At 73.4% G+C, this 18,086-nt stretch carries 20 protein-coding genes and 2 pseudogenes; 2 read left to right on the forward strand and 20 right to left on the reverse strand.

Annotated features, from left to right (window positions below):
- Positions 1-67: 67 nt before the first annotated feature.
- A pseudogene (locus ABD899_RS06925) lies at positions 68-541 on the reverse strand (aldo/keto reductase); the annotation flags it as partial.
- A 318-nt stretch (positions 542-859) separates the two neighbouring features.
- Here ABD899_RS06925 and ABD899_RS06930 point away from each other — a divergent pair.
- Positions 860-1,141: a hypothetical protein gene (locus ABD899_RS06930; protein WP_345203943.1), complete on the forward strand. Its 282-nt coding sequence runs from the start codon at positions 860-862 to the stop codon at positions 1,139-1,141.
- Between the two features lie 306 nt (positions 1,142-1,447).
- The gene (locus ABD899_RS06935; RefSeq protein ID WP_345203946.1) at positions 1,448-1,903 is read left to right on the forward strand and encodes a hypothetical protein; all 456 of its coding nucleotides are present in this window, start codon (positions 1,448-1,450) and stop codon (positions 1,901-1,903) included.
- Positions 1,904-2,721: 818 nt separating this feature from the next.
- Here the strand turns inward: ABD899_RS06935 and ABD899_RS06940 are convergent.
- The 19 genes and pseudogenes from ABD899_RS06940 to ABD899_RS07025 all read right to left on the reverse strand — a co-directional run bounded on the left by ABD899_RS06940 (position 2,722) and on the right by ABD899_RS07025 (position 17,974).
- A complete protein-coding gene (locus ABD899_RS06940) occupies positions 2,722-3,585 on the reverse strand; it encodes a hypothetical protein (protein ID WP_345203948.1) in 864 nt (287 codons plus the stop codon).
- Complete coding sequence (locus tag ABD899_RS06945) at positions 3,582-3,767, reverse strand: hypothetical protein (RefSeq protein ID WP_345203950.1); 186 nt, start codon at positions 3,765-3,767, stop codon at positions 3,582-3,584. Before ABD899_RS06945 ends, ABD899_RS06940 begins: the two co-directional genes overlap by 4 nt.
- Positions 3,764-4,015: a hypothetical protein gene (locus ABD899_RS06950; RefSeq protein ID WP_345203953.1), complete on the reverse strand. Its 252-nt coding sequence runs from the start codon at positions 4,013-4,015 to the stop codon at positions 3,764-3,766. The genes ABD899_RS06945 and ABD899_RS06950 overlap by 4 nt, the downstream gene beginning before the upstream one ends.
- The gene (locus ABD899_RS06955; RefSeq protein WP_345203956.1) at positions 4,012-4,209 is read right to left on the reverse strand and encodes a hypothetical protein; all 198 of its coding nucleotides are present in this window, start codon (positions 4,207-4,209) and stop codon (positions 4,012-4,014) included. The genes ABD899_RS06950 and ABD899_RS06955 overlap by 4 nt, the downstream gene beginning before the upstream one ends.
- Positions 4,206-4,457, reverse strand: coding sequence for a WhiB family transcriptional regulator (locus ABD899_RS06960; protein WP_345203958.1), 252 nt, complete (start codon positions 4,455-4,457; stop codon positions 4,206-4,208). Before ABD899_RS06960 ends, ABD899_RS06955 begins: the two co-directional genes overlap by 4 nt.
- 85 nt (positions 4,458-4,542) lie before the next feature.
- Positions 4,543-6,300, reverse strand: a complete 1,758-nt coding sequence (locus tag ABD899_RS06965) for a hypothetical protein (protein ID WP_345203960.1) — start codon at positions 6,298-6,300, stop codon at positions 4,543-4,545.
- Entirely contained in the window at positions 6,297-6,509 is a 213-nt protein-coding gene (locus ABD899_RS06970) for a hypothetical protein (protein ID WP_345203962.1), read from the reverse strand. The genes ABD899_RS06965 and ABD899_RS06970 overlap by 4 nt, the downstream gene beginning before the upstream one ends.
- Complete coding sequence (locus ABD899_RS06975; RefSeq protein ID WP_345203965.1) at positions 6,506-6,757, reverse strand: hypothetical protein; 252 nt, start codon at positions 6,755-6,757, stop codon at positions 6,506-6,508. The genes ABD899_RS06970 and ABD899_RS06975 overlap by 4 nt, the downstream gene beginning before the upstream one ends.
- Positions 6,754-6,996, reverse strand: a complete 243-nt coding sequence (locus ABD899_RS18905; RefSeq protein WP_425474947.1) for a DUF6011 domain-containing protein — start codon at positions 6,994-6,996, stop codon at positions 6,754-6,756. Before ABD899_RS18905 ends, ABD899_RS06975 begins: the two co-directional genes overlap by 4 nt.
- Entirely contained in the window at positions 6,993-7,196 is a 204-nt protein-coding gene (locus ABD899_RS06980) for an excisionase family DNA-binding protein (protein ID WP_345203968.1), read from the reverse strand. The genes ABD899_RS18905 and ABD899_RS06980 overlap by 4 nt, the downstream gene beginning before the upstream one ends.
- Before the next feature lie 261 nt (positions 7,197-7,457).
- Positions 7,458-8,600, reverse strand: a complete 1,143-nt coding sequence (locus ABD899_RS06985; RefSeq protein WP_345203970.1) for a tyrosine-type recombinase/integrase — start codon at positions 8,598-8,600, stop codon at positions 7,458-7,460.
- A gap of 187 nt (positions 8,601-8,787) precedes the next feature.
- Positions 8,788-9,348: pseudogene (locus tag ABD899_RS06990) on the reverse strand (aldo/keto reductase); the annotation flags it as partial.
- A gap of 63 nt (positions 9,349-9,411) precedes the next feature.
- Positions 9,412-9,684, reverse strand: coding sequence for a hypothetical protein (locus ABD899_RS06995; protein WP_487249866.1), 273 nt, complete (start codon positions 9,682-9,684; stop codon positions 9,412-9,414).
- Positions 9,681-10,391: a DUF2306 domain-containing protein gene (locus ABD899_RS07000; RefSeq protein ID WP_345203976.1), complete on the reverse strand. Its 711-nt coding sequence runs from the start codon at positions 10,389-10,391 to the stop codon at positions 9,681-9,683. Before ABD899_RS07000 ends, ABD899_RS06995 begins: the two co-directional genes overlap by 4 nt.
- Positions 10,388-11,233, reverse strand: a complete 846-nt coding sequence (locus ABD899_RS07005) for a hypothetical protein (protein WP_345203978.1) — start codon at positions 11,231-11,233, stop codon at positions 10,388-10,390. The genes ABD899_RS07000 and ABD899_RS07005 overlap by 4 nt, the downstream gene beginning before the upstream one ends.
- A gap of 128 nt (positions 11,234-11,361) precedes the next feature.
- Positions 11,362-14,574, reverse strand: a complete 3,213-nt coding sequence (locus ABD899_RS07010; protein ID WP_345203980.1) for a winged helix-turn-helix domain-containing protein — start codon at positions 14,572-14,574, stop codon at positions 11,362-11,364.
- Positions 14,575-14,696: 122 nt separating this feature from the next.
- On the reverse strand, positions 14,697-15,452 hold the full coding sequence (locus tag ABD899_RS07015; protein WP_345203982.1) for an alpha/beta hydrolase: 756 nt from the start codon (positions 15,450-15,452) through the stop codon (positions 14,697-14,699).
- 70 nt (positions 15,453-15,522) lie between these two features.
- A complete protein-coding gene (locus ABD899_RS07020; protein ID WP_345203984.1) occupies positions 15,523-17,085 on the reverse strand; it encodes an HNH endonuclease signature motif containing protein in 1,563 nt (520 codons plus the stop codon).
- A gap of 442 nt (positions 17,086-17,527) precedes the next feature.
- On the reverse strand, positions 17,528-17,974 hold the full coding sequence (locus tag ABD899_RS07025; RefSeq protein WP_345203986.1) for a hypothetical protein: 447 nt from the start codon (positions 17,972-17,974) through the stop codon (positions 17,528-17,530).
- Positions 17,975-18,086 lie beyond the last annotated feature (112 nt).

Here is an 18,086-nt window from a genome sequence, read left to right on the forward strand (position 1 = left end):
CGCGTAGCCGGCGTCGGGGACGGCGTGACGGTCAGACCCACCGCCTGCATCCGTCCGCGGTCTGCCCTCAGGCCACGCGGCCCTTCGGGGCGTTCTCGGCGGTCTTCCCCGGGTCGCGCTCGACGACGCCGCCGAGCGCCTCGTCGATCCGCGCCATGAGCTCGGGCTCGAGGCGCACGCCCGCGGCCTTGACGTTCTCGCCCACCTGCTCGGGGCGGGATGCGCCGACGAGGGCGGCAGCGACGTTGTCGTTCTGGAGCACCCAGGCGACGGCGAGCTGGGCCATGGTGAGCCCCGCGTCGTCGGCAACGGGCTTGAGGGCCTGCACCCGGCTGAGCACGTCGTCGTTCATGAACCGCTTGATCATGTCGGCGCCGCCCTTCTCGTCCGAGGCCCGCGAGCCCTCGGGCGGGGCCTGACCGGGGACGTACTTGCCGGTGAGCACCCCCTGGGCGATCGGGCTCCACACGATCTGGCTGATGCCGAGCTCGTCGCACGTCGGCACGACCTCACCCTCGATGACGCGCCACAGCATCGAGTGCTATAGGGAATCGGATCGGCACACCCTCTGACCTGCGAAAACAGAACAGGGGCGGCGCGCCTGCAACGGGCGTGCAACATGCCCACCGATAAAGCGGCCCCCGCGGTGTTGCCACACCCGAGGGCCCGACGTGAACCGTTGGAGGGTTCATCGTGAGAATCAGCCTACCCGCACCCGCTGACGTGGCACAGACCCCAGCCGGTGCGTTGTGAGTCCCCTAGACACCCCGGTCGGCCTCGCGCTCCTCCTCGTGGGCGCCCTCGTGTCGATCCCCTGCCTCGCGGCTCTCGTCGTGCACCGGCTCGGCGGTGGGCAGTCATGAGCGCACCCGTGAACCTCGAGCGCACCGCGGCCGGCAAGGTCCGCCCCGTCTGCGAGTTCTGTGGGCGCAAGGGCCGGGCGGTCACCCCCGATGAGTGCGGGCGGGTCAGCCTGTGGGACCTCGCCCGCGGGTGGTCGTGCGCCCCGTACCCCGAGCACGTCACCCACCCGGACGGCTCCACCGGCACGCTCTACCAGTGCCCCGCGTGCACGCGTCGGCTCGACCGCGGCGAGGCGCTGACCTCCCGCGGCACCACGACAAAGCGTGTCGTCATGTAGCCGCCAGGGCAGCACGCGGCGCCGGACAGGGCCCCAGCCGCGACACCAAAACGGACGACGCCCGCGGTGACTGACCCCAGCCTCGTGAACCGCCACGAGGCGCCCACGACACGGCTCGGCCGGGCCCGTCGCGGGTTGACGGCCCCGCTCGCTCTCGCCACGAGGGCGGGCTAGAGGTCGTGGCCGGGAGCGAACGGGCCGGGTCGGCATTGGGAGGGTTCGCCACCACTCTGCCCCGCGTCAGCGGGTCCGCTGTCGGCCCTCGGCAGCACAGTTCGACACAACCGCCTCAGGAAGGAACCAACCATGAGCACCACCACTGACACAACGACCGCGACCGAGACGTGCCCCGCGTGGTGCGTCGAGCACATCCGACCCGATGACGTGCACGGCGGCGCCCGCTGGGGCGGCGACACCACGCTCCACATCGGCGCAGACGTCCAGGGCCCGACCATGGAGGGCCGGTGGGTCGTCGGGTGCGCGGTCGACGGCCCCGAGCCGGCCACGCTCGACGCGGCCTCAGACGGCCAGATGACGCCCGACCAGGGGCGCGCGTTCGCCGCGGCCATCGTCGCCGCGTGCGATCAGCTCGAGGGCCAGACCGCAACGGGGCGCGTCGCTCGGCGCGTCCACAGCCTCATGACGGCGCACCCACTCGACGCTGACCGACTCGAGGCGGTCGCCGCGGCCCTCGGTGTCGACTGGTTCGACCTCGTGCGCACCGACGACACCCCCGACGCGGGCGCCCCCACGGCCCCCTGACGGCCCCACACGTGCCGCCCCGTCCTCACCCCGAGGGCGGGGCGGTTCGGCGCGTCACAGTCGCCCCCTGCCCTCGTGGCGCGGTGCGAAAATCGGGGTAGGCCCAACCGCCTGTCCCCCCGGGTGAGAGGGCCTAGCGTCCCGGGGTTGAGGCCTCACCGTCTCCCCCGGGGCGCGCCTCGCCCCTTCCGCCGTCGCCCCCAACGGCCACCGCTCGACCAGGGGCACAGACGCGCCCGTTCCCCCCGACGTCGCCCGGCATCGTTCCCACCCCGCGACGGCCCCCCGAAACAGCCGAACCACGGTCAGCGGCACACCTTATGCATTGTCGGTAGTTGAGCGCGCAACGGCACCCCCGGCGCAGCGCTCGGCGTGGTCGTGCACCCCCCACGGACGCGTGCACGGGCGACGCATGGCCCACCGCCTCACGCGCCTACCGTTGACCGTGACCCACACCCCGGACGCGTGCCAGGTGCGCCACCCCTCGGCCGCTCGAGCGCGGGCCCACTCGACCTCATCGCCGTCAGTCTCGGGGTCGTAGTCGTGCGTACCGTGCTGCCATCCCACGTCCATGCAGGGCGAGGGTAGAGAGGGGCACTGACGGCACCCCAGGGGGAGGGCCCCCGCCGCCCCGTTCCGCCGCCTCTCCCGGCATAGGCGGGCCTCTCTCTGGCTCGCCTTTTTTCGCGCCTGTGGCAGGGGGTGAGGCGGGGGGGTACCGACCGCTTTCCCAGAGGGTGACCGCGTGCCGCCCGGCGGGGGCTCCCCCCCACCCCTTGCCGGGGCCACGTCGAGAACGGCGCGACCCCGGGGCAGGCTCAGACGTTGAGCACGGGGCTCGGCACTCGACCGGGGCGGCCGGTGCCCTTGTCGTCGGATGCGATCACCGACACCGCGGCGACGGCGGCGCGGGTGCGGTCTCCGAGCTCGAGCGCGGACCCTGCCAGCGACAGCGACAGGCTCGGCCAGTCACCGCGGGCGACGCGCACGAGGGCGACGTCGTACCCTTCCTTGCTCGCGCACCGGTCGAGGGCGAGCACGTCGGCCCGGCGCGGGTCGGTCTCACCGATCGGGGCCCGGGTGAGGCGGTTCACCCGCTGGGCTCCGTCGATCTCGGGCACGGCCACCACCGTGCACAGGGTGGGCAGCTCGATACCGGTCGGGCCGGCCTTTGGGGTGTGCACCGAGGCGAGGGCGCCCATCGTCGCTAGCGCGGACTGGGCAGCCTTCCACGGGCGCGTGACGTCGAGGTCGACGACAGCGGCCGCGTCGAGCGGTGCGTCATGGGGCAGCGCGGCGGCGGCCTTGGCCAGCGCGGCGGCGGCGGTCTGGAATGCCGGGGTGACGGCGGCGACGGCCTCGGCCACGATCCGGCCACGGTTGCGCCCGAGCACGCTCTCACGGTGCCTCTGCACTTCCAGGCGCAGCGCGTCGGCGGCGTGGGCGCGGGCGATCCGCGCTAGCGCATCCTCGAGCCACGCGGCGACGTCGGCCACGTCGAGGGCGTCGGCCACCGAGGCGGCGACAGCGGCCGCGGTGGGCTCGGCCGCCAGTGCGGCGTCAGTGGGCCCGAACAGTGCCGGCACGGGCAGCCCTGCGGCGGCGTAGGCGCCCCGTAGGCGCCCCTCGAGCTGGGCGGGCGAGATGGTGAAGCACTTCGTGCGGTCGGTGGCGTTGATCATGATGCGGTGTCCTTCCTGATGGCTTCCATGAGCGCGTCCGCGGTCACGGTCTCGGGGTCGTGCGGGGGTGCGGTGGGTCCGGCGGTTGCGGCGTCCAGGGCGGCGAACAGCTCACCGACGGTCGCGGCGAACTCCTCGGCGCGCGCCCGGCGTCGGGCGTCCTCGTCGGGGTTCCATGTCACGGTGACGCCTCTTCTCGGTTGGTCGGTACGGCCTCGGTCAGACACTCGAGGAACACGATGTGAAGCGCGGTCAGGGCGACGGCGGCAACCTGCCGGGTGTCGTCCCGGGCCAGCGACAGCAGCAGCGCCGAAACGGCCTCGCCGTCGCCGGCCACGTCGCACAGGTCGAGCACGAGGGCCCGGGCGGCCTCGGCGGTCACGGTGGCCGGTGGCGCCCCGCTCCTCGGGGGGGTAACAGTCGCGGTCATCGGGGGTTCCTTCCATCGTCGGTGCGGTCGTGGCACGGGGTTCCTTTCGTCGGGGTCACGTCGAGCGGCATTCCGAGCTCGTCCAGGGCGGCGCGTAGCCGGTCGAGCCGGTCGGCCAGCCGGTCACGCTCGAGCGCGGTGACGCGGCGCTCGAGGTCGACCAGGCGGGCGGCGTGTCGGCGGCGGCGGATCATGACGCGGCCCTGTCCTCGGTGCGGAAACGGCGGTCACGGATGCGCCCACCCCACACCCCGAAATCCTCGGCCTCGCCGGCATCCCCGCACGGGTCGAGCAGCGGGCACCCCTGACACCGTGGCGCGGCCTGCTCGAGGTCGGCCCGGCGCTCGGACGTCCACGCGTCCGGGTCGGTGACGCACACCGGGCGCCGGCCGGTCTCTGCCAGGGCGGCCACCGCCCGCGCCAGGGCCTCGCCCGCGGTCACGTCGTCCGCCTCGCGCACGACGGGTGAACCGCCACGCCAGGGCGCAGCAGCCCACCACACACGGGGCAGCGGCGAGGCTCGGCGGTCATGACGCGGCCTGCCGTTCGCACTCGACACACTCGCTCTTGCCGGCCCACTGCCTCAGCTCGGACAGGGTGCCGCCGCAGCTCGCGCACGGGACGTCGGTGGGGTCCGGGTGACGAGATGACGAGATGACGAGCGATCCGGCCTCCCTCTCTTTCTTCTCTTCTCTTTCGGTAAGCACAGAGAGATTCGAGGGTTTCCCCGTCACCTCGTCACCCTTTTGGGCGCTTTCGACGTCCTCGCAGGTCATCGGGGGCGCCTCGCGGTGACGAACGGGGTGACGAGAGGGTGACGAAACGGCAGGGCCCGAAATCTCGTCACCCGTTTCGTCACCCTCACCGGCCGGTGGGGTCAGGCTCCACACCTGCCCCCGTTTGGTCCTCTCGGGCCTCTGTTCGACCCCCCAACCGAGGCGGCGCAGCGAGGGGGCGCGGCGCTTGAGGGTGGCCCCGAGGGTGCGCGCGTTGCGTGGCCACTCCCGCGGCGGCTTGACGTCTCCGAGGGCGGCGGTCAGCACGTCGAGTAGGTCGACGGCCGCGCCGGTCCACGGTGCCCGGATCGTCGCCGTGAGGGTCGACAGCACCGGGTCAGAGGTCACGGCATCGTTGGCCAGCTCCCCGGCTTGTGCCCGGTAGCGGCCGGTGCCGTCGGTGCCCATGACGGCATCCACCGCGGCCAGGACGCGCCCGAAATCGGCCATCCGTGGCAGCCTCTCGAGGTCGAGGGTCGGCAGGGCGGCCAGCACCCTCACGGCCAGGTCGAGCAGCCCGGCCAGCACCACGGGGGCGACGGCCTCCCAGCGGCCGGCTAGGTCAGCGTCCCGGCGCCGGGTGGCCTCGGTGATCCGGTGCAGCTCGACCGTGACGAGCCGGTCGGCCAGGTCGTCGCGCACCGCCCCGAGGTCGATGCCGTTGAGCAGCACCACGCGGCGGAAGCTGACGACGTGCAGGTCGCCGTCACTGTAGAGCTTGCGTCGCACGTCGCCGTCGCCGGTCGAGGCGCGGCACAGTGCGTCCGATAGCCACTCCGGTAGCGCGCTCAGGTTGTCCACGGCCACCACGTGCGAGCCGGCCGCGGCGGTGGTCCATGAGTCCAGGTCGCGCGGTGGCTTGCGTAGCGGCACGGTCGACGGGTCCACGGTGGCGGCGATCATCCGTGAGGCGGTGCTCTTGCCGGTGCCCTGCTCCCCGGTCAGCAACAGCACCGGGTGCGGAATCTCGGGCATGAGGGCGGCCACGAGGAAACCGAGCAACACCGCCCGATCCTCGGGGGCGACGTTGAGCAGCTCCCACAACGGCGCCAGGTCGCCACGCGTCGCCGGCCTCGGCAGGGGCGCGGTGAGCGCGGTGCGGCGGTGCAACACCGGGGCCTCGGGGTGCACGCTCCACCCCTGAGCGGTGATCCGCACGACGTCGCCGGATTCGTCTCCGAGGTCGAGCCACAACGCGCCCGCGTGCTCGGCCACGCGCAGCGCCAGGGCGCGCGGTGCCGCGGCGATGGCGAAACCCTCGAGGGTGGCCAGGGCGTCGGCAAGGGCCTGTTGCGGCGCAACCGCCCCGGTCTGCTCCCGGTAGGCGGCGGCCAGCTCGGCGCGCAGCGAACGGCCGTCCCCGCGCAGCATCCGCACCACCCGCGGCCCGTCCAGCGGCAGCGCGAACGGCTCCCCGGTGTCGCTGACCCCGAACGTGTAGCGGGCCTCTGCGATGTCGCACAGCACCTTTGCCGCGGCGGGTCGCTTGTCGGAACGGGCGTCGCTCATCGGCGCACCCCCCTCGGTCGCACGAGGTAGCCGGCCAGCTCGAGGCGGGCCACGAGGTCAGGCACCCGCTCACGGCGCACCCACCACCCGCGCTCCACCGCCGAACGGGTCGCCGGCACCCCGTTGTCGCGCAGCCAGTCACGCACCGGGCCACGCACGAGCACGTGGGCCCCTTCGGCCTCGTACAGGTACACGGGGCGGCCGTTCACGCGCTCCACCGCCGTTCACGTGCCAGGGCCCGGCGTCGGGTGTCCTCGGGGTCGACCTCGGGCAGCCCGGCCATGCGGTGAACGATCCGCACCGCCTCACGGTGCAGCTCGGCGCCGCGCTCATCCGCCCACCGTGCCCCGGCCTCGTGCCCGGCCAGGTAGCCGGACAGGTACGCGGCGTCCCAGACGTCACGCTCCCGGGTCGTCAGGCTCACGAGGTCGACGGCGGGCCGGTTCTCGCCATTCATGACGCCTCACCCCGCGTCAGGTGAACGCACACGGGCCCAATGCCACGGGCGACGGACCGCGGTGCGGTCAGGGTGTGGCCGCAGCGTCGGCAGGGTGCCGCGGCGGCATCCTCGGTCGCAGCGGCGACGTCAGGGCGCGACGGGTCCGTCTGTGAGACAATGGGAACGGTCGTGGCGATGACCTTTGAGCCGGCCCGGGGCCCTACCCTCGGGCCGGTTTCGTCTGGGGGTCGGGTCATGCCGCACCGCCTCGAGCGGTGGGGATGGGGCGCAGGGCGGCGTCAAGCTCGTTGAGGTCGACCCGCAGGGCGCGGGGGCCGAACCTGTAGCCGGTGAGGGTGCCGTCAGCGATTCGGCGGCGGATGGTCAGGGGGTGACAGCCGATGTATGTCGCGGCCTCGGACGTCGAGACCAGGCGGCGCGTAGTGGTGCGAGCCATCGCGGTTCCTTCCGGAAACACGAACGCCGAGCCACGAACAACCCTCGGGGGTTCATTCGCGCTCGGCTCCCGTTACGGGGCTCTCCACTCGCACAGTGGAACTGGACTCGCCGTTAACCGAGACCTTCGTGACGCGCCGTGCGGCTCGGCGCGGTGGGCGCCGGTCACTCTCCCTCAGTTAGCTGTCGGTGTTCTCTTGTGAGGTCGAGTGTACCGACGCGAGGCAACACCCCGGACTCCATGCGCGCCCCGGCGTGTCCGCTATCCGGCGCCCTTGCGCCCCTTGCCCTTGCGACGTTTCGGCGGCTCGGCCATGACGGACAACATGCGCGCAATCTCGGCGTCTCGTCCCGCGGCTACGTGCTGGTAGTGCAGCGCCATCGCCGGGGTTCCGTGCCCCAAGCGCTCCATTAGCTCCTTCACGGTCGCGCCGGTCCTCGCGGCCATCACCGCGGACGTGTGCCTCAGGTCGTGCAGCCTCAGGTCAGGACGGCCCACAACCGAGCGCGCGGCGGCGAACGTGCGGCCAACCTCCCGGGCCACGGGGTGACGGTTCCCAGCGCGCCCGAACAGCAGCGCGTCAGGTTCGGGCCCCGTGAACCGCTCGAGATGGTCGACCAGGGCGGGCAGGATGTGCGGCGGCACCGACACCCGGCGACGGCCGGCGGCAGTCTTGGGCGGGCCCACCGTGTCCACCCCGTTGACTCGGTAGACCGCGCGCTCAACCACAATCAGCCCGGCCGCCACCCGCACGTCGCGACGGCGCAGCTCGGCCAGCTCCCCGTATCGCAGCCCGCACCACCCGGCCAGGAGCACCAGCAGCCGCCACCGTTCGGGCATCGCGTCGGCAATGGCGGCAATCTCCGCAGGGGTGGCCGGGTCGAGGTCGCGGGTGTGCTGGGCCTTGTGGGCCCCGTCGATCTGGCAGGGGTTCGGCTCGGGTATCAGCTTCTCCCGGATGGCTTGCGCGAACAGCCCGTGCACGAGGGCATACGCGTGGGCGCGCTGCGTCGGTTTCGTGCCGTCCAGGGTCGCGTACCAGCGCACGACGTCAGCCGGCGCCACCGAGCGGAGCGGCATCGCCCCGAGGTCGTCACGGACCAGCCGGTCAAACACCGAGCGATAGAGGGCGAGGGTGCCAGGGCGCAGCGGCTCCCCCGCCCGGGTCATGCGCCGGCCTAGCGCTCCCTCGGCGTACTCGGCCAACGTCGCGCCACCCGCGGGGCGGTTCGCCCGCTCTCCCGGCGGCACCCAATCGGCTTCCGCGGCATCCATATAGCGACGTTCGGCGTGCAACCAGCCCTCGGCGTCCATGCGCGTCTCAAAGGTGCGCGGGGCGGTGTGGCGGCGCAGGTCTGGCCCGAGCACGGATGCCTGATACCGGCCTGAGGGCAGCTCGCGCACGGCACCCCAGCCGCGCCGGGTCGGTTTCCTCGGTCGCGCCACGCCCGTTACCTCCCTAGTCGCGTGCAATCGTCGTGCAACACGAGTGTAGGGGTGTGTTCACTTGTGTTACCTCGTGCAACGGGGTTAGTCTCGGTATCACAACAGGTCAGAGGGCATAACCGCAGGTCGGGCGCGGTGCGAACCGTCGCCACACCGACAGCATCGAGTACTGGGGCTGGCTCGAGATGAGCTGGATCCCGAGCTCCTTCGCGAGGCGGTGGCCCTCGCGGATCTGCTCGGCGGTCCACTCGCTGACCCCGATGTACAGCGCCTTGCCCTGCCGCACGACGTCGGCGAAGGCGGTCATCGTCTCCTCGAGCGGGGTCTCGGTGTCGTAGCGGTGGGCCTGGTAGAGGTCGACGTAGGAGGTCCGCAGGCGCCGGAGCGAGCCGTTGATCGACTCCATGACGTGCTTGCGGGACAGGCCGGTGTCGTTCTTGCCGCCCGGACCGGTCGGCCAGTAGACCTTCGTGAAGATCTCGAGGCTCTCGCGCCGCTCGCCCTCGAGCGCCTCGCCGAGCACGGTCTCGGCCTTGGTGTTCGCGTAGACGTCGGCGGTGTCGAACGTGCTGATGCCGTGGTCGAGCGCGGCGCGCACGCACTGGGTCGCGACGTCGTTCTCGACCTGCGAGCCGTGGGTCAGCCAGTTGCCGTAGGTGATCTCGGAGATCTTGAGTCCGCTGTTGCCGAGGTATCGGAATTCCATGGCCTCACCGTATGCCGCGCGGAGCCACGTGCCGGATGCCGGTCGCCGCCTCCCCCGCCCGCCTCACCGAGGCGGCGGGACGGCATCCTCGCTGAGCGCCCGGACCTCGAGGAGCACGACTCCGATGTCGCGCAGCCCGGAGAGCACCCCGTGCAGTCCGGCCTGGTCGACGACGTGCCCGGTGAGCACGCTCGTCCCGTCACCGCGGCGCTCGATGCGGAGGCCGCCGAGACGGTCGGACCAGTGGTCGTCGAGGTGGCCCTGCACGGTGATCTCGTAGGTACGCGGCGGTGTCCGGACCCACGGGCACCCGGTGCCGGGAGGGGTGCCGGTCATCGGGCGCCGACCGACCCGCGCGGGCGGGCGGGATCGACCACCCGGTCCCGCACACCCCGACCGACCGCCCCCGCGGCGTGCGTTCCCGCGGACCGCCGGATGACCCACTCGGCGACGGCGAGGTTCACGACCCAACCGGCCCCCTTGGCGAGGTCCGACACCACGACCGCTTCGCCGAACAGCGCGGTCCCGAGGGGTTCGGTGAGCACCTGCGTGCCGGCGGCGAGCCCGAGGGCGTAGGCCCGCAGCATCCACGCGCGGTGGGCGGCGATGTCGCGCCGGCGGACGGCCGCGAACCCGAGGACGATGGACACCGCCATCGCCGAGCCGAACACCACGCGCAGCCCCTGGAGGACCTCGCCGTTCCCGGCCCGCGGGGTGTAGGCCAGGGTCAGCCACAGGGCCGAGAGGGCGACGACGAGCCCGGCGGCTGCGACGACCCGCCCCGCGCGCCGGTGCCACGCCGGGTGCCGGCGGCGCACACCCGGCACGAGCTGCGCCACCCCGAGCAGGGCGAAGACAACCGACCCGACGACGTGCAGCACCAGCGCCGTCGGGAACCCGGTGAACCGCTCGTCGGCCGGGAGCAGCTCGGGACCGCCGGCGACCTCGACGAGCCGCAGGGCCCCGGCCGTCAGCGGGACGACCGCCAGGGCGACGAGGGCGGCCGGCCCAGCGGCGGATGCCGTGGCCGTCCGCGCGCTCATCGGCCGGCGGGCTCGGGGGCGAGGCTCCCGGCCGGGGTGGAGGCGCTCGGGCCGGATGCCGTGACACCGGCATCCGGGTCCATGGCGGTGGCGGTGGCGGTGGGCGTGGCCGTGGCCGTGTTCGAGTCCATGGGCGTGGCCGTGGGCATGTCCGTCTGTGTGCCCGAGTCCGTGGCCGTGGCCGTGGCCGTGGCCGTGGACGCTGCGACGTCACTCCCTCGAGTACTGCGCCACAGCGACACCCCGAGCCCGATGAGGGCGATGGCCTCGGGCACCGCGAGCGGCCGGTTGAACGACTCGGGCAGCACCGCGAGCGCGGCCGTCGCCACCGTGCTCACCGCGAGCAGGGCTGCGGCCCACCGGGCGAGGATGCCGGTGCGGAACAGCGCGATCCCGAAGACGAGCCCGCCGAGGATGTAGCCGGCGCCGGCGAGGTTGAGGACGACCTGCATCCCGGCGATGTCGCCGTTCGGCGTCCCACCGACGGCCGCGGCGACGACGTCGTCGACGAATCCGGGCTGGGTCGCGGTCAGGTTCGGCAGGACCGCCGCGGCGACCACCTCGGTGGCGAACATCATGAGGTACCCCATCGCGAAGACGAGGTAGCCGACGAGCCCGAGCTGGCCGGCCTCCCGGTGCTGGCGTAGGTACATCCCGGTGATGCCGGCGAGCGCGAGCACCGTCATGACGGCCTTCGCGCTGCTGCGGGCCACCCAGGCCGCAGTCTCGGTCGTGAACGAGTCCGACGGCGGGTGACCGACCTGGACGAGGGCGAAGATGGCCCCGGCGGCGACGGCCGCTGCTCCCGCGCCCTTGATGAGGGCGCTGCTCGTGATCTGCATGACCGGCTCCTGGTTCGCTCCGGGCCGGGCGGGTGCCCGACCTCATCGCGGACGCTACGAACCGATGTGGTGACCCCACATCACATCGTCATGTGACTCCCATGGTGACTGGCACCCGTCGTCGGCCGTCACAGCAGGCCGAGCTCGCCTCCCCGGCGAACGGCGGCCCGGCGGGTCGTCACCCCGAGCTTGGTGAAGATGTGCTTCGTGTGCGTCCGCAGGGTGTTGACCGACACGAACAGGTGGCGCGCGATCTCCGGCCCGGACAGGTCGGTCGCGAGGAGCCTCAGCACCTCGCGCTCCCGGTCACTGAGTTCCTCGACGGGGGCTGGTCCGCCACCGGATGCCGCACCGCGCAGTTGCGTGCCGGATAGCGTTCCAGCGCGCGGCGGTTGGGATGCCGTTCCAGCACCAAGCAGTTGAGATGCCGCTACAGCACTGGGCAGTTCAGATGCCGTCGCGCCGGCTCGCGCTGCTGGTGCCGGTCGTCCCACAGTCCCCGCGGAAGGCACGTGGCCGGCATCCGCGTCGTGGACACCGGCCTGGAGCACGGTCGAAGACAGTGAGGCTGCCTCACCACGAGGTCCGCGCGCGACGGCGGCCAGCAGCTCCTCGGCGGGAGCGCCCTCGTCGAGGAAGAGCCTGCGGTAGCCGACGGGAACACCGAGTGCGAGGGCCCGCTCCAGCTCGTCCAGGGCCGCGTCACGGTTGCCGGACACATCGTGCGCGAGCGCCAGCAGCAGGGTCGCCTCGACGACGCTCCCCTGCCGCTCGCCGCCCGCCGCCGCGGTGAGGACGGCGCGCAGCATCCGGTGCAGGGCCTCGAGAGCGTCCGGCCGGCCACCGCCGCGACCACTGCCCCGGTGTTCGGCGAGCACGAGCCGGACGAGGGTGAGCCGGTCGAACTCGGACGCGTACGACGGGTCGTCCGCGAGCGACTCCCCGCGCTCGGCCGCCCACTCCCCCGCGTCGGCGAGCCGGCCCTGGCCGATGAGCAGCCGGGTGCGCTGCGCCGCGATGGGCCGCACGTCTGGGAAGAAGCCGGGGATGTGCTGCGCCGCAGCCTCGTCGAGCATCGCGACCGCGCCGTCGAGGTCGCCGCGGGCCCGCAGGATCGCGGCGGAGACGGTGTACCAGCGGTGCCGGTTCTCCAGGAGCGAGCCGCGGTCCCCGAGCAGGCGCGCGAGGTCGAGGTGGTGCTCGGCCTCGGAAAGGTCGCCCTCCTCCCGCAGCACGTCGGCGAGCGCGACGTGGAGGTCACCCGCCACGGCGGCTCCGTAACCCGGCGCGGTCGCCACGGACTCCAGCGCCCGCTCGAGGAGCCGGCGCGCCTCGTCGGGGCGCCCTCGGGCCAGCCACATCGTCGCGAGCACGACGGTCCCGCCGAGCGCGTCGGTGGCGTTGCCGGCCGCGCGCAGGTCGCCGACCGCGGCGCCGAACGTGTCGACGGCGGTGGCGAGGTCACCGTCCGCCCAGGCCGCCAGGCCGAGGAACCCGCCGGCGGCCCCACGGGTGAAGTGGTCACCCTGTGCGGCCAGCTCAAGTGCGCGCCGGGCGTGCAAGACCGTGCCCGTGACGTCGCCGCGGCCCTGCGCGGCGGACGCCCGGTAGACGGCGACCATCGCGGGCAGACCGGCGACGGTCGCCGCGCGTGCCCGCACGGCGTCGGCGAGCGCGGCGTAAGTGGACGATGACGGTGACGCTGCCGTACCCGACCCGGCGCCTGTGCCTGTGCCTGTGCCCGTACTCGACCCGGCGCCTGTGCCTGCGTCCGTGCCTGTGCCTGTGCCTGTGCCTGTGCCTGTGCCTGTGCCTGTGCCTGTGCCTGTGCCTGTGCTAACCGTCGCAGCAGCCGCGAGCCCCTCCTCGGCGGCGTCGAGCCAGCCGTCGACACCGTCGAGGTCCCGCTCCGACAACCTGACCCAGGCGAGCTGGGTGGCCAGCAGCGGACGCCGGCGCACGGCATCCTCGGGAAGGGCCCGCAGCCAGCCCCGCAGCATCCGGTCCTCGCGTCGCTTGGTCAGCCCCGGCAGCGCGAGCTCGACGAGGTCGGCGGCCTGCCCGACGTCGTCGCCGGCGATCGCGTGCGGCACGGCGTCGACGAGCCGGCCCTCCCCGGCGTACCAGTGCGCGGCGTCCCGGTGCAGCCGTCGTAGCCGCTGCGGGTCCTGCGCCCCGAGCCGGGCGCGCAGCGCGTCGGCGAAGAGGTGGTGGTAGCGCCACCAGCGGCGCTCGTCGTCGAGCGCGATGACGAAGAGGTTCGCGCGCTCGAGTGCCTCGAGGGTGTCCTGCCCGTCGGTGCGGCCGGTCAGCGTGTCGCAGAGCCCGGCGGTCAGCTCGTCGAGGACGCAGGTGTCGAGGAGGAAGCTGCGGATGCCGTCGGGCTGGGTGTCGAGCACCTCCTCGACGAGGTAGTCGAGGACGAAGCGGTGGCTGCCGGTGAACTCCTCGACGAACCGCTCGACGTCGTCGGCATCGTCCGTGCCGGGCGTGGTGGCAGCGGGCCGGCGGCCGGCGGAGATCGCGGCGAGCTGGAGGCCGGCGGCCCAGCCCTCGGTGCGGGCCTCGAGGGCTGCGACCTGCGGCTCCGCGAGGCCGAGACCCATGACGTCGTTGAGGAAGTGCGCCGCCTCGTCCTCGGTGAAGCGCAGGTCGACGGCCCGCACCTCGACGAGCTCGCCGCGGGCCCGCAGCCGTGGGAGGGGCAGCGGCGGGTCGGCCCGGGTCGTCATCGCGAGGGTGACCTGCGGCGGCAGGTTGTCGACGAGGAAGGCGACCGCCTCGTGGACCGGCGTCGCGTCGACGACGTGGTAGTCGTCGAGGCAGATGACGGTGCGACCGGGCAGCGCGTCGAGGTCGTTGACGAGGCTGACGAGGGCGTCGTCGGTGCGCAGCGCCGGGTCGGAGTCGAGCAGAGCGAGCGCCTCGGTTCCGGTCTCCGGGTCGGCCGTCGGTTCTGTGGCGCGAACGGCGGCCACGATGTGGGCGAGGGCCTTTGTTCCGGTCTGCGGGTCGGTCGTCGGTTCTGCGGCGCGGACGGCGGCCACGAGATGGCTGAGGAAGCGGTGCGGGTCGGCGTCGCCGGGGTCGAGCGACAGCCACGCGATGCGCAACGCCGGCGCCGAGTCCGGCCCGCCGTCGAGCCCAGCGGCGTCCTCGGCCCCGAGGCGGTCGAGCCACTGGGTGAGCAGGGTCGTCTTGCCGAACCCAGCTGGGGCGCAGACGAGCACGAGCCTCGTGCCGGAGCCGAGGGCCGCGCCGAGCCGCTCGATGAGGCGTGGTCGGGCAACGAGCCGGGGTCGTGGCCGCGGCACGTGCACCTTGGTGCCGAGGAACGGCATTGGGCCAGCCTACGGCCGGGTCAGCCGCAGCGTCCCGGAGGCGATGCTGCCGCGGAGCGCAGCGTCCATGCGACACACCGAGTGCACACCCGATGAGGTGCGAGCGTCCCGCGGCGACGCGCCTAGTGTTGTTCGACGTCCACGCCCGGCGGCTGCTCGAACGGTCGCCCGTGGAACACCGCGTCGAGCCAGTCGGCGACGAGGCGGGCGGTGACGTCGAGCTGCTCCCGCCGCGGGAGATCGCCGCGGTCGCACCCGGCATCCCGCCACCGGGCACGGTCGAGGAAGCCGCAGTGGTATCCCCCGCGCACGGCCGCCCATTGGCGGGGGGCCGTCATCGCGTCGTACACCCGGCGGCTGCGCGCGGGCGGCACGATGCGGTCCCGGGAGCCGACGACGAGCAGGGTCGGCGCCCCGATCGCGTCGAGCCGCGCCGGGGGCCGGGTCTCGAGAGCGGCGAGCGTCACGACGGCATCGGCCTCCGGATGCCGTGACGCCGCCAGCAGCGCGGCTCCGGCTCCCATCGAGTGCCCGGCGAGGACGAGACCGCGGCCCGGGCCCGTCCACGGGGCGGCCTCCCGCGCCGACAGCGCGACCCGCCACAGGTCGTCCGCGAGGCGACCGTGGCTGGGCCACGGTCCGGTCTCCGTGTCGGGCGCGACGACGCGGTAGCCGCGGGCCGCGAGGGCTGCCATCAGGGTGTCGTAGTAGCGGGCCTGCTGGAGGAAGCCGTGCCCGAAGGCCACGACCGGGCATCGCGTGCCTGGTGACGTCACCGGCTCCGTGATGCGCGCCCGGATGAGCCGCTGTCCATGGGTGACGACGAGGGTGGAATGGCGCACCTCCCCCATGCACTGCAGGCCCTCGTCCTCTGTCACGCACCCACCGTGGCAGACCCTCACCCCACCTCGCTGGCACGAGAGGGGACAGAGCCCCGGGGCACGACGGTCAGCCCGGCAGGTCCAGACGTTCGCGCCAGACGTCGTCGGCCCAGTCCTCGTCGTACCAGTCATGGTCCGTGGACTCGAGATGGTCCTGCTGGTCGGCGAGCTCGACCGCCGCCCAACGCTGGTCGTCGGGGTCGTCGCCGGTGATTGCGGCGACGAGCTCGGCCAGTCGCTGCGGGGTCAACGGTGGCGGGTCGTGCGCTGCCGCCTGCGCTCGTAGGTGTTCCAGGTGCCGGTCGTAGGACCCGTCGGTCAGGTCCCACACGACGTACCGGCCCCGCTCATCGGGGGTGCGGCGCACCGCGGCGACCAGGCGGCGCTGGTGCACGAAGGTGTGATGCCGTTGACACAGCAGCGCCGCGTTGTCGACATCGGAGCGCCCCCCGTCGAGCCAGTGCAGGACGTGATGCGCCTGCGCCCACGCCGCCGGGGCCGTGCACCCCGGGTAGGTGCACCCCCGGTCCCGGCGCCACAACAGGCGCCGCTGGCCCCGGGTGAACAACCGCACCACCCGGCCCAGGTCCAGGTCCTCCCCGGCACTGCCCAGCACGTGCGGGACCAGGTCGGCCGCGCAGCACACCCGGCGCAGCACCTCCGGGGACAGCAGCGTCCCGGAGGCCGTGGACCCCACCACCTCCCCACACCCGACCCGCTGCTCCAGGTCAGCCAACGGAACGATCACGTGCACCGCGGCCGCGGCGCCCCCGGCGCCGTCCGCGCCCTGCGCCTCGGCGTCCAGGCCCGCGGAGCGCCGGCACACCTGGGTCAACGCCTCGACCCGGCGCTGCCCCGCCGGGCGCAGGTCCCGCTCACCCGTCACCTCGTTCGGAGCCGGCGCGGACAGCGGCCCGATCGCCGCCTCCAACACGGCCGCCTGCTCCGGGGTCATCAACAGCTGGTACTCGGTCAGGTCCCCCGACTCCACCATCGGCGAGGACAACCGCGCGGACTTCGCCAGACGCTCCTGCAGGTCATCGAACACCCCCGCCGCCCCGTGCTCGGCCAACAACCGCGGCCGCAACCGGCGCATCAGGGTCGGCCCCCAGGCCACCCCCAGCTCGAGCAACGCCCTCGTGACCGTGGGCACCGCCTGCGCCTGAAGCAACGGCTCCAACCGCCCGACCTCGCGCAGGACGGCCGTGGCCAACGCCGGCGACACGATCCCGTCCTTGACCCCGGCCCACGCCATCCCCAGCGGCGACCCCGGGTCCACCCCCGCACCGGCCCGGCAGTCCGGGCGCCACTGCGACGGGCCCGGGCAGACCGCCTGCGCCAGCGACGCCACCTGGGCGGCCCCGCCCTGCCGCAACGACGGCGCGTGCTCACGCACCCACGCGTGCACGTTCATGCCGGACTGCGCGACCTCACCGCGGGTCACCGCCTCCGCCGTCACCACCACCCGCGCCGCCCCCGCCCGCGCCCCCACCGCGTCGACCACACCCAACAGCTCGATCAGCTCAGCCCCGCTGGCCTGGACCAGCACCTCGTCCAGACCCTCCAACGCCTCCCGGGCAGCCTCCAACACGGAGCGACGCTCCGCCAGGCTCATCAGCTTCCCCTCCATGCAATAACCGTACACACGTCCACCGACAACCCCTCCCCCGTCATCCACAACCACTGCCGCAACCGCACCATCTGCACCCGAGCCGACCGCACGGCATCCCACCGCGCCGACCGCGCGGCATCCCACCGGTTCCGACTACACGGCATCCCACCGCGCGGCATCCCACCGCGCTCACCGCGCGCATCCCACCGCACCGACCACACGGCATCCAGGCGCCGCCTCAACTCGGAGCCGGCGACCCCGAGCTCACCGCCCCCCTTCGACGGGTCACGAGGCCGCTTCGTCGCCCCACTGCCCGCTGTCACCACAGCCGGTCGTGCCGCGCGGCCAGCCGGCGGCCGTTCTCCATGTCCTCGGGGGCGTGACCCCACGTCGCCCACGCCTCCGCGGAGAGCGTCGACGCCACCGACGAGGAGTGAGCGCCCCAGGACCCACCCCGCCCTCACGCAGGCGTCAGCGTCACCCGCCGCAGCCGCAGGACGCCCAGGTAGGCGGCAACCATGAGCAGCCCGACGTACACGTCGTTCTCGAACCAGCCGAACACCGTCTGCTGCTCCACCCCGAACGTCGTCGGGTAGTAGAACAAGGCGATGCCGAGCACGGTCACGAGGTAGCCGAGCGCCGTCAGCTGCGCCCACCGCTCGGTCCGCCGGGCCAGCGCCGCGATGCCGAACGCCACCGCATAGAACCCCCACGCCAGCGGGGTGTCGACGGTGAACGTCGGGTCTTCGATGCCCTCGACCCACGCGTAGACGGTGTGCACCACCGACAGCGTGAACGCGGCGACCAGGACGCCCGACATCTGGCGGCCGTGGGTCGAGCTCCGCGCACCCCGCGTGGCGGCGGCTGCGGTGGTCTCGGGTGCGGTGGTCATGGGGGTGGCGGTCATGGTCGTTCCTCTCGTCAAAGCGGCCGGATGCCGTCACGACCCACCCTCGCGTCGTCGCCGGCTCCACCCCACCCACAGCGGGCCCACACCGCCACCACACCTGGCCCGGCGA

The organism is Fodinibacter luteus, assembly GCF_039541575.1.
In the GTDB taxonomy this organism is placed as follows: domain Bacteria; phylum Actinomycetota; class Actinomycetes; order Actinomycetales; family Dermatophilaceae; genus Fodinibacter; species Fodinibacter luteus.

Bases quoted from the DNA above. Each gene is read 5' to 3' on its own strand.
- ABD899_RS06975 (WP_345203965.1), bottom strand. From the start codon at position 6,757: ATGAATGGCGAGAACCGGCCCGCCGTCGACCTCGTGAGCCTGACGACC.
- ABD899_RS06930 (WP_345203943.1), top strand. From the start codon at position 860: ATGAGCGCACCCGTGAACCTCGAGCGCACCGCGGCCGGCAAGGTCCGC.
- ABD899_RS06980 (WP_345203968.1), bottom strand. From the start codon at position 7,196: ATGGCTCGCACCACTACGCGCCGCCTGGTCTCGACGTCCGAGGCCGCG.
- ABD899_RS07025 (WP_345203986.1), bottom strand. From the start codon at position 17,974: ATGACCGCCACCCCCATGACCACCGCACCCGAGACCACCGCAGCCGCC.
- ABD899_RS06935 (WP_345203946.1), top strand. From the start codon at position 1,448: ATGAGCACCACCACTGACACAACGACCGCGACCGAGACGTGCCCCGCG.
- ABD899_RS07000 (WP_345203976.1), bottom strand. From the start codon at position 10,391: ATGAGCGCGCGGACGGCCACGGCATCCGCCGCTGGGCCGGCCGCCCTC.
- ABD899_RS06965 (WP_345203960.1), bottom strand. From the start codon at position 6,300: ATGAGCGACGCCCGTTCCGACAAGCGACCCGCCGCGGCAAAGGTGCTG.
- ABD899_RS07020 (WP_345203984.1), bottom strand. From the start codon at position 17,085: ATGGAGGGGAAGCTGATGAGCCTGGCGGAGCGTCGCTCCGTGTTGGAG.
- ABD899_RS07010 (WP_345203980.1), bottom strand. From the start codon at position 14,574: ATGCCGTTCCTCGGCACCAAGGTGCACGTGCCGCGGCCACGACCCCGG.
- ABD899_RS18905 (WP_425474947.1), bottom strand. From the start codon at position 6,996: ATGACCCGACCCCCAGACGAAACCGGCCCGAGGGTAGGGCCCCGGGCC.
- ABD899_RS06950 (WP_345203953.1), bottom strand. From the start codon at position 4,015: ATGACCGCGACTGTTACCCCCCCGAGGAGCGGGGCGCCACCGGCCACC.
- ABD899_RS06995 (WP_487249866.1), bottom strand. From the start codon at position 9,684: ATGACCGGCACCCCTCCCGGCACCGGGTGCCCGTGGGTCCGGACACCG.
- ABD899_RS06940 (WP_345203948.1), bottom strand. From the start codon at position 3,585: ATGATCAACGCCACCGACCGCACGAAGTGCTTCACCATCTCGCCCGCC.
- ABD899_RS07005 (WP_345203978.1), bottom strand. From the start codon at position 11,233: ATGCAGATCACGAGCAGCGCCCTCATCAAGGGCGCGGGAGCAGCGGCC.
- ABD899_RS06955 (WP_345203956.1), bottom strand. From the start codon at position 4,209: ATGATCCGCCGCCGCCGACACGCCGCCCGCCTGGTCGACCTCGAGCGC.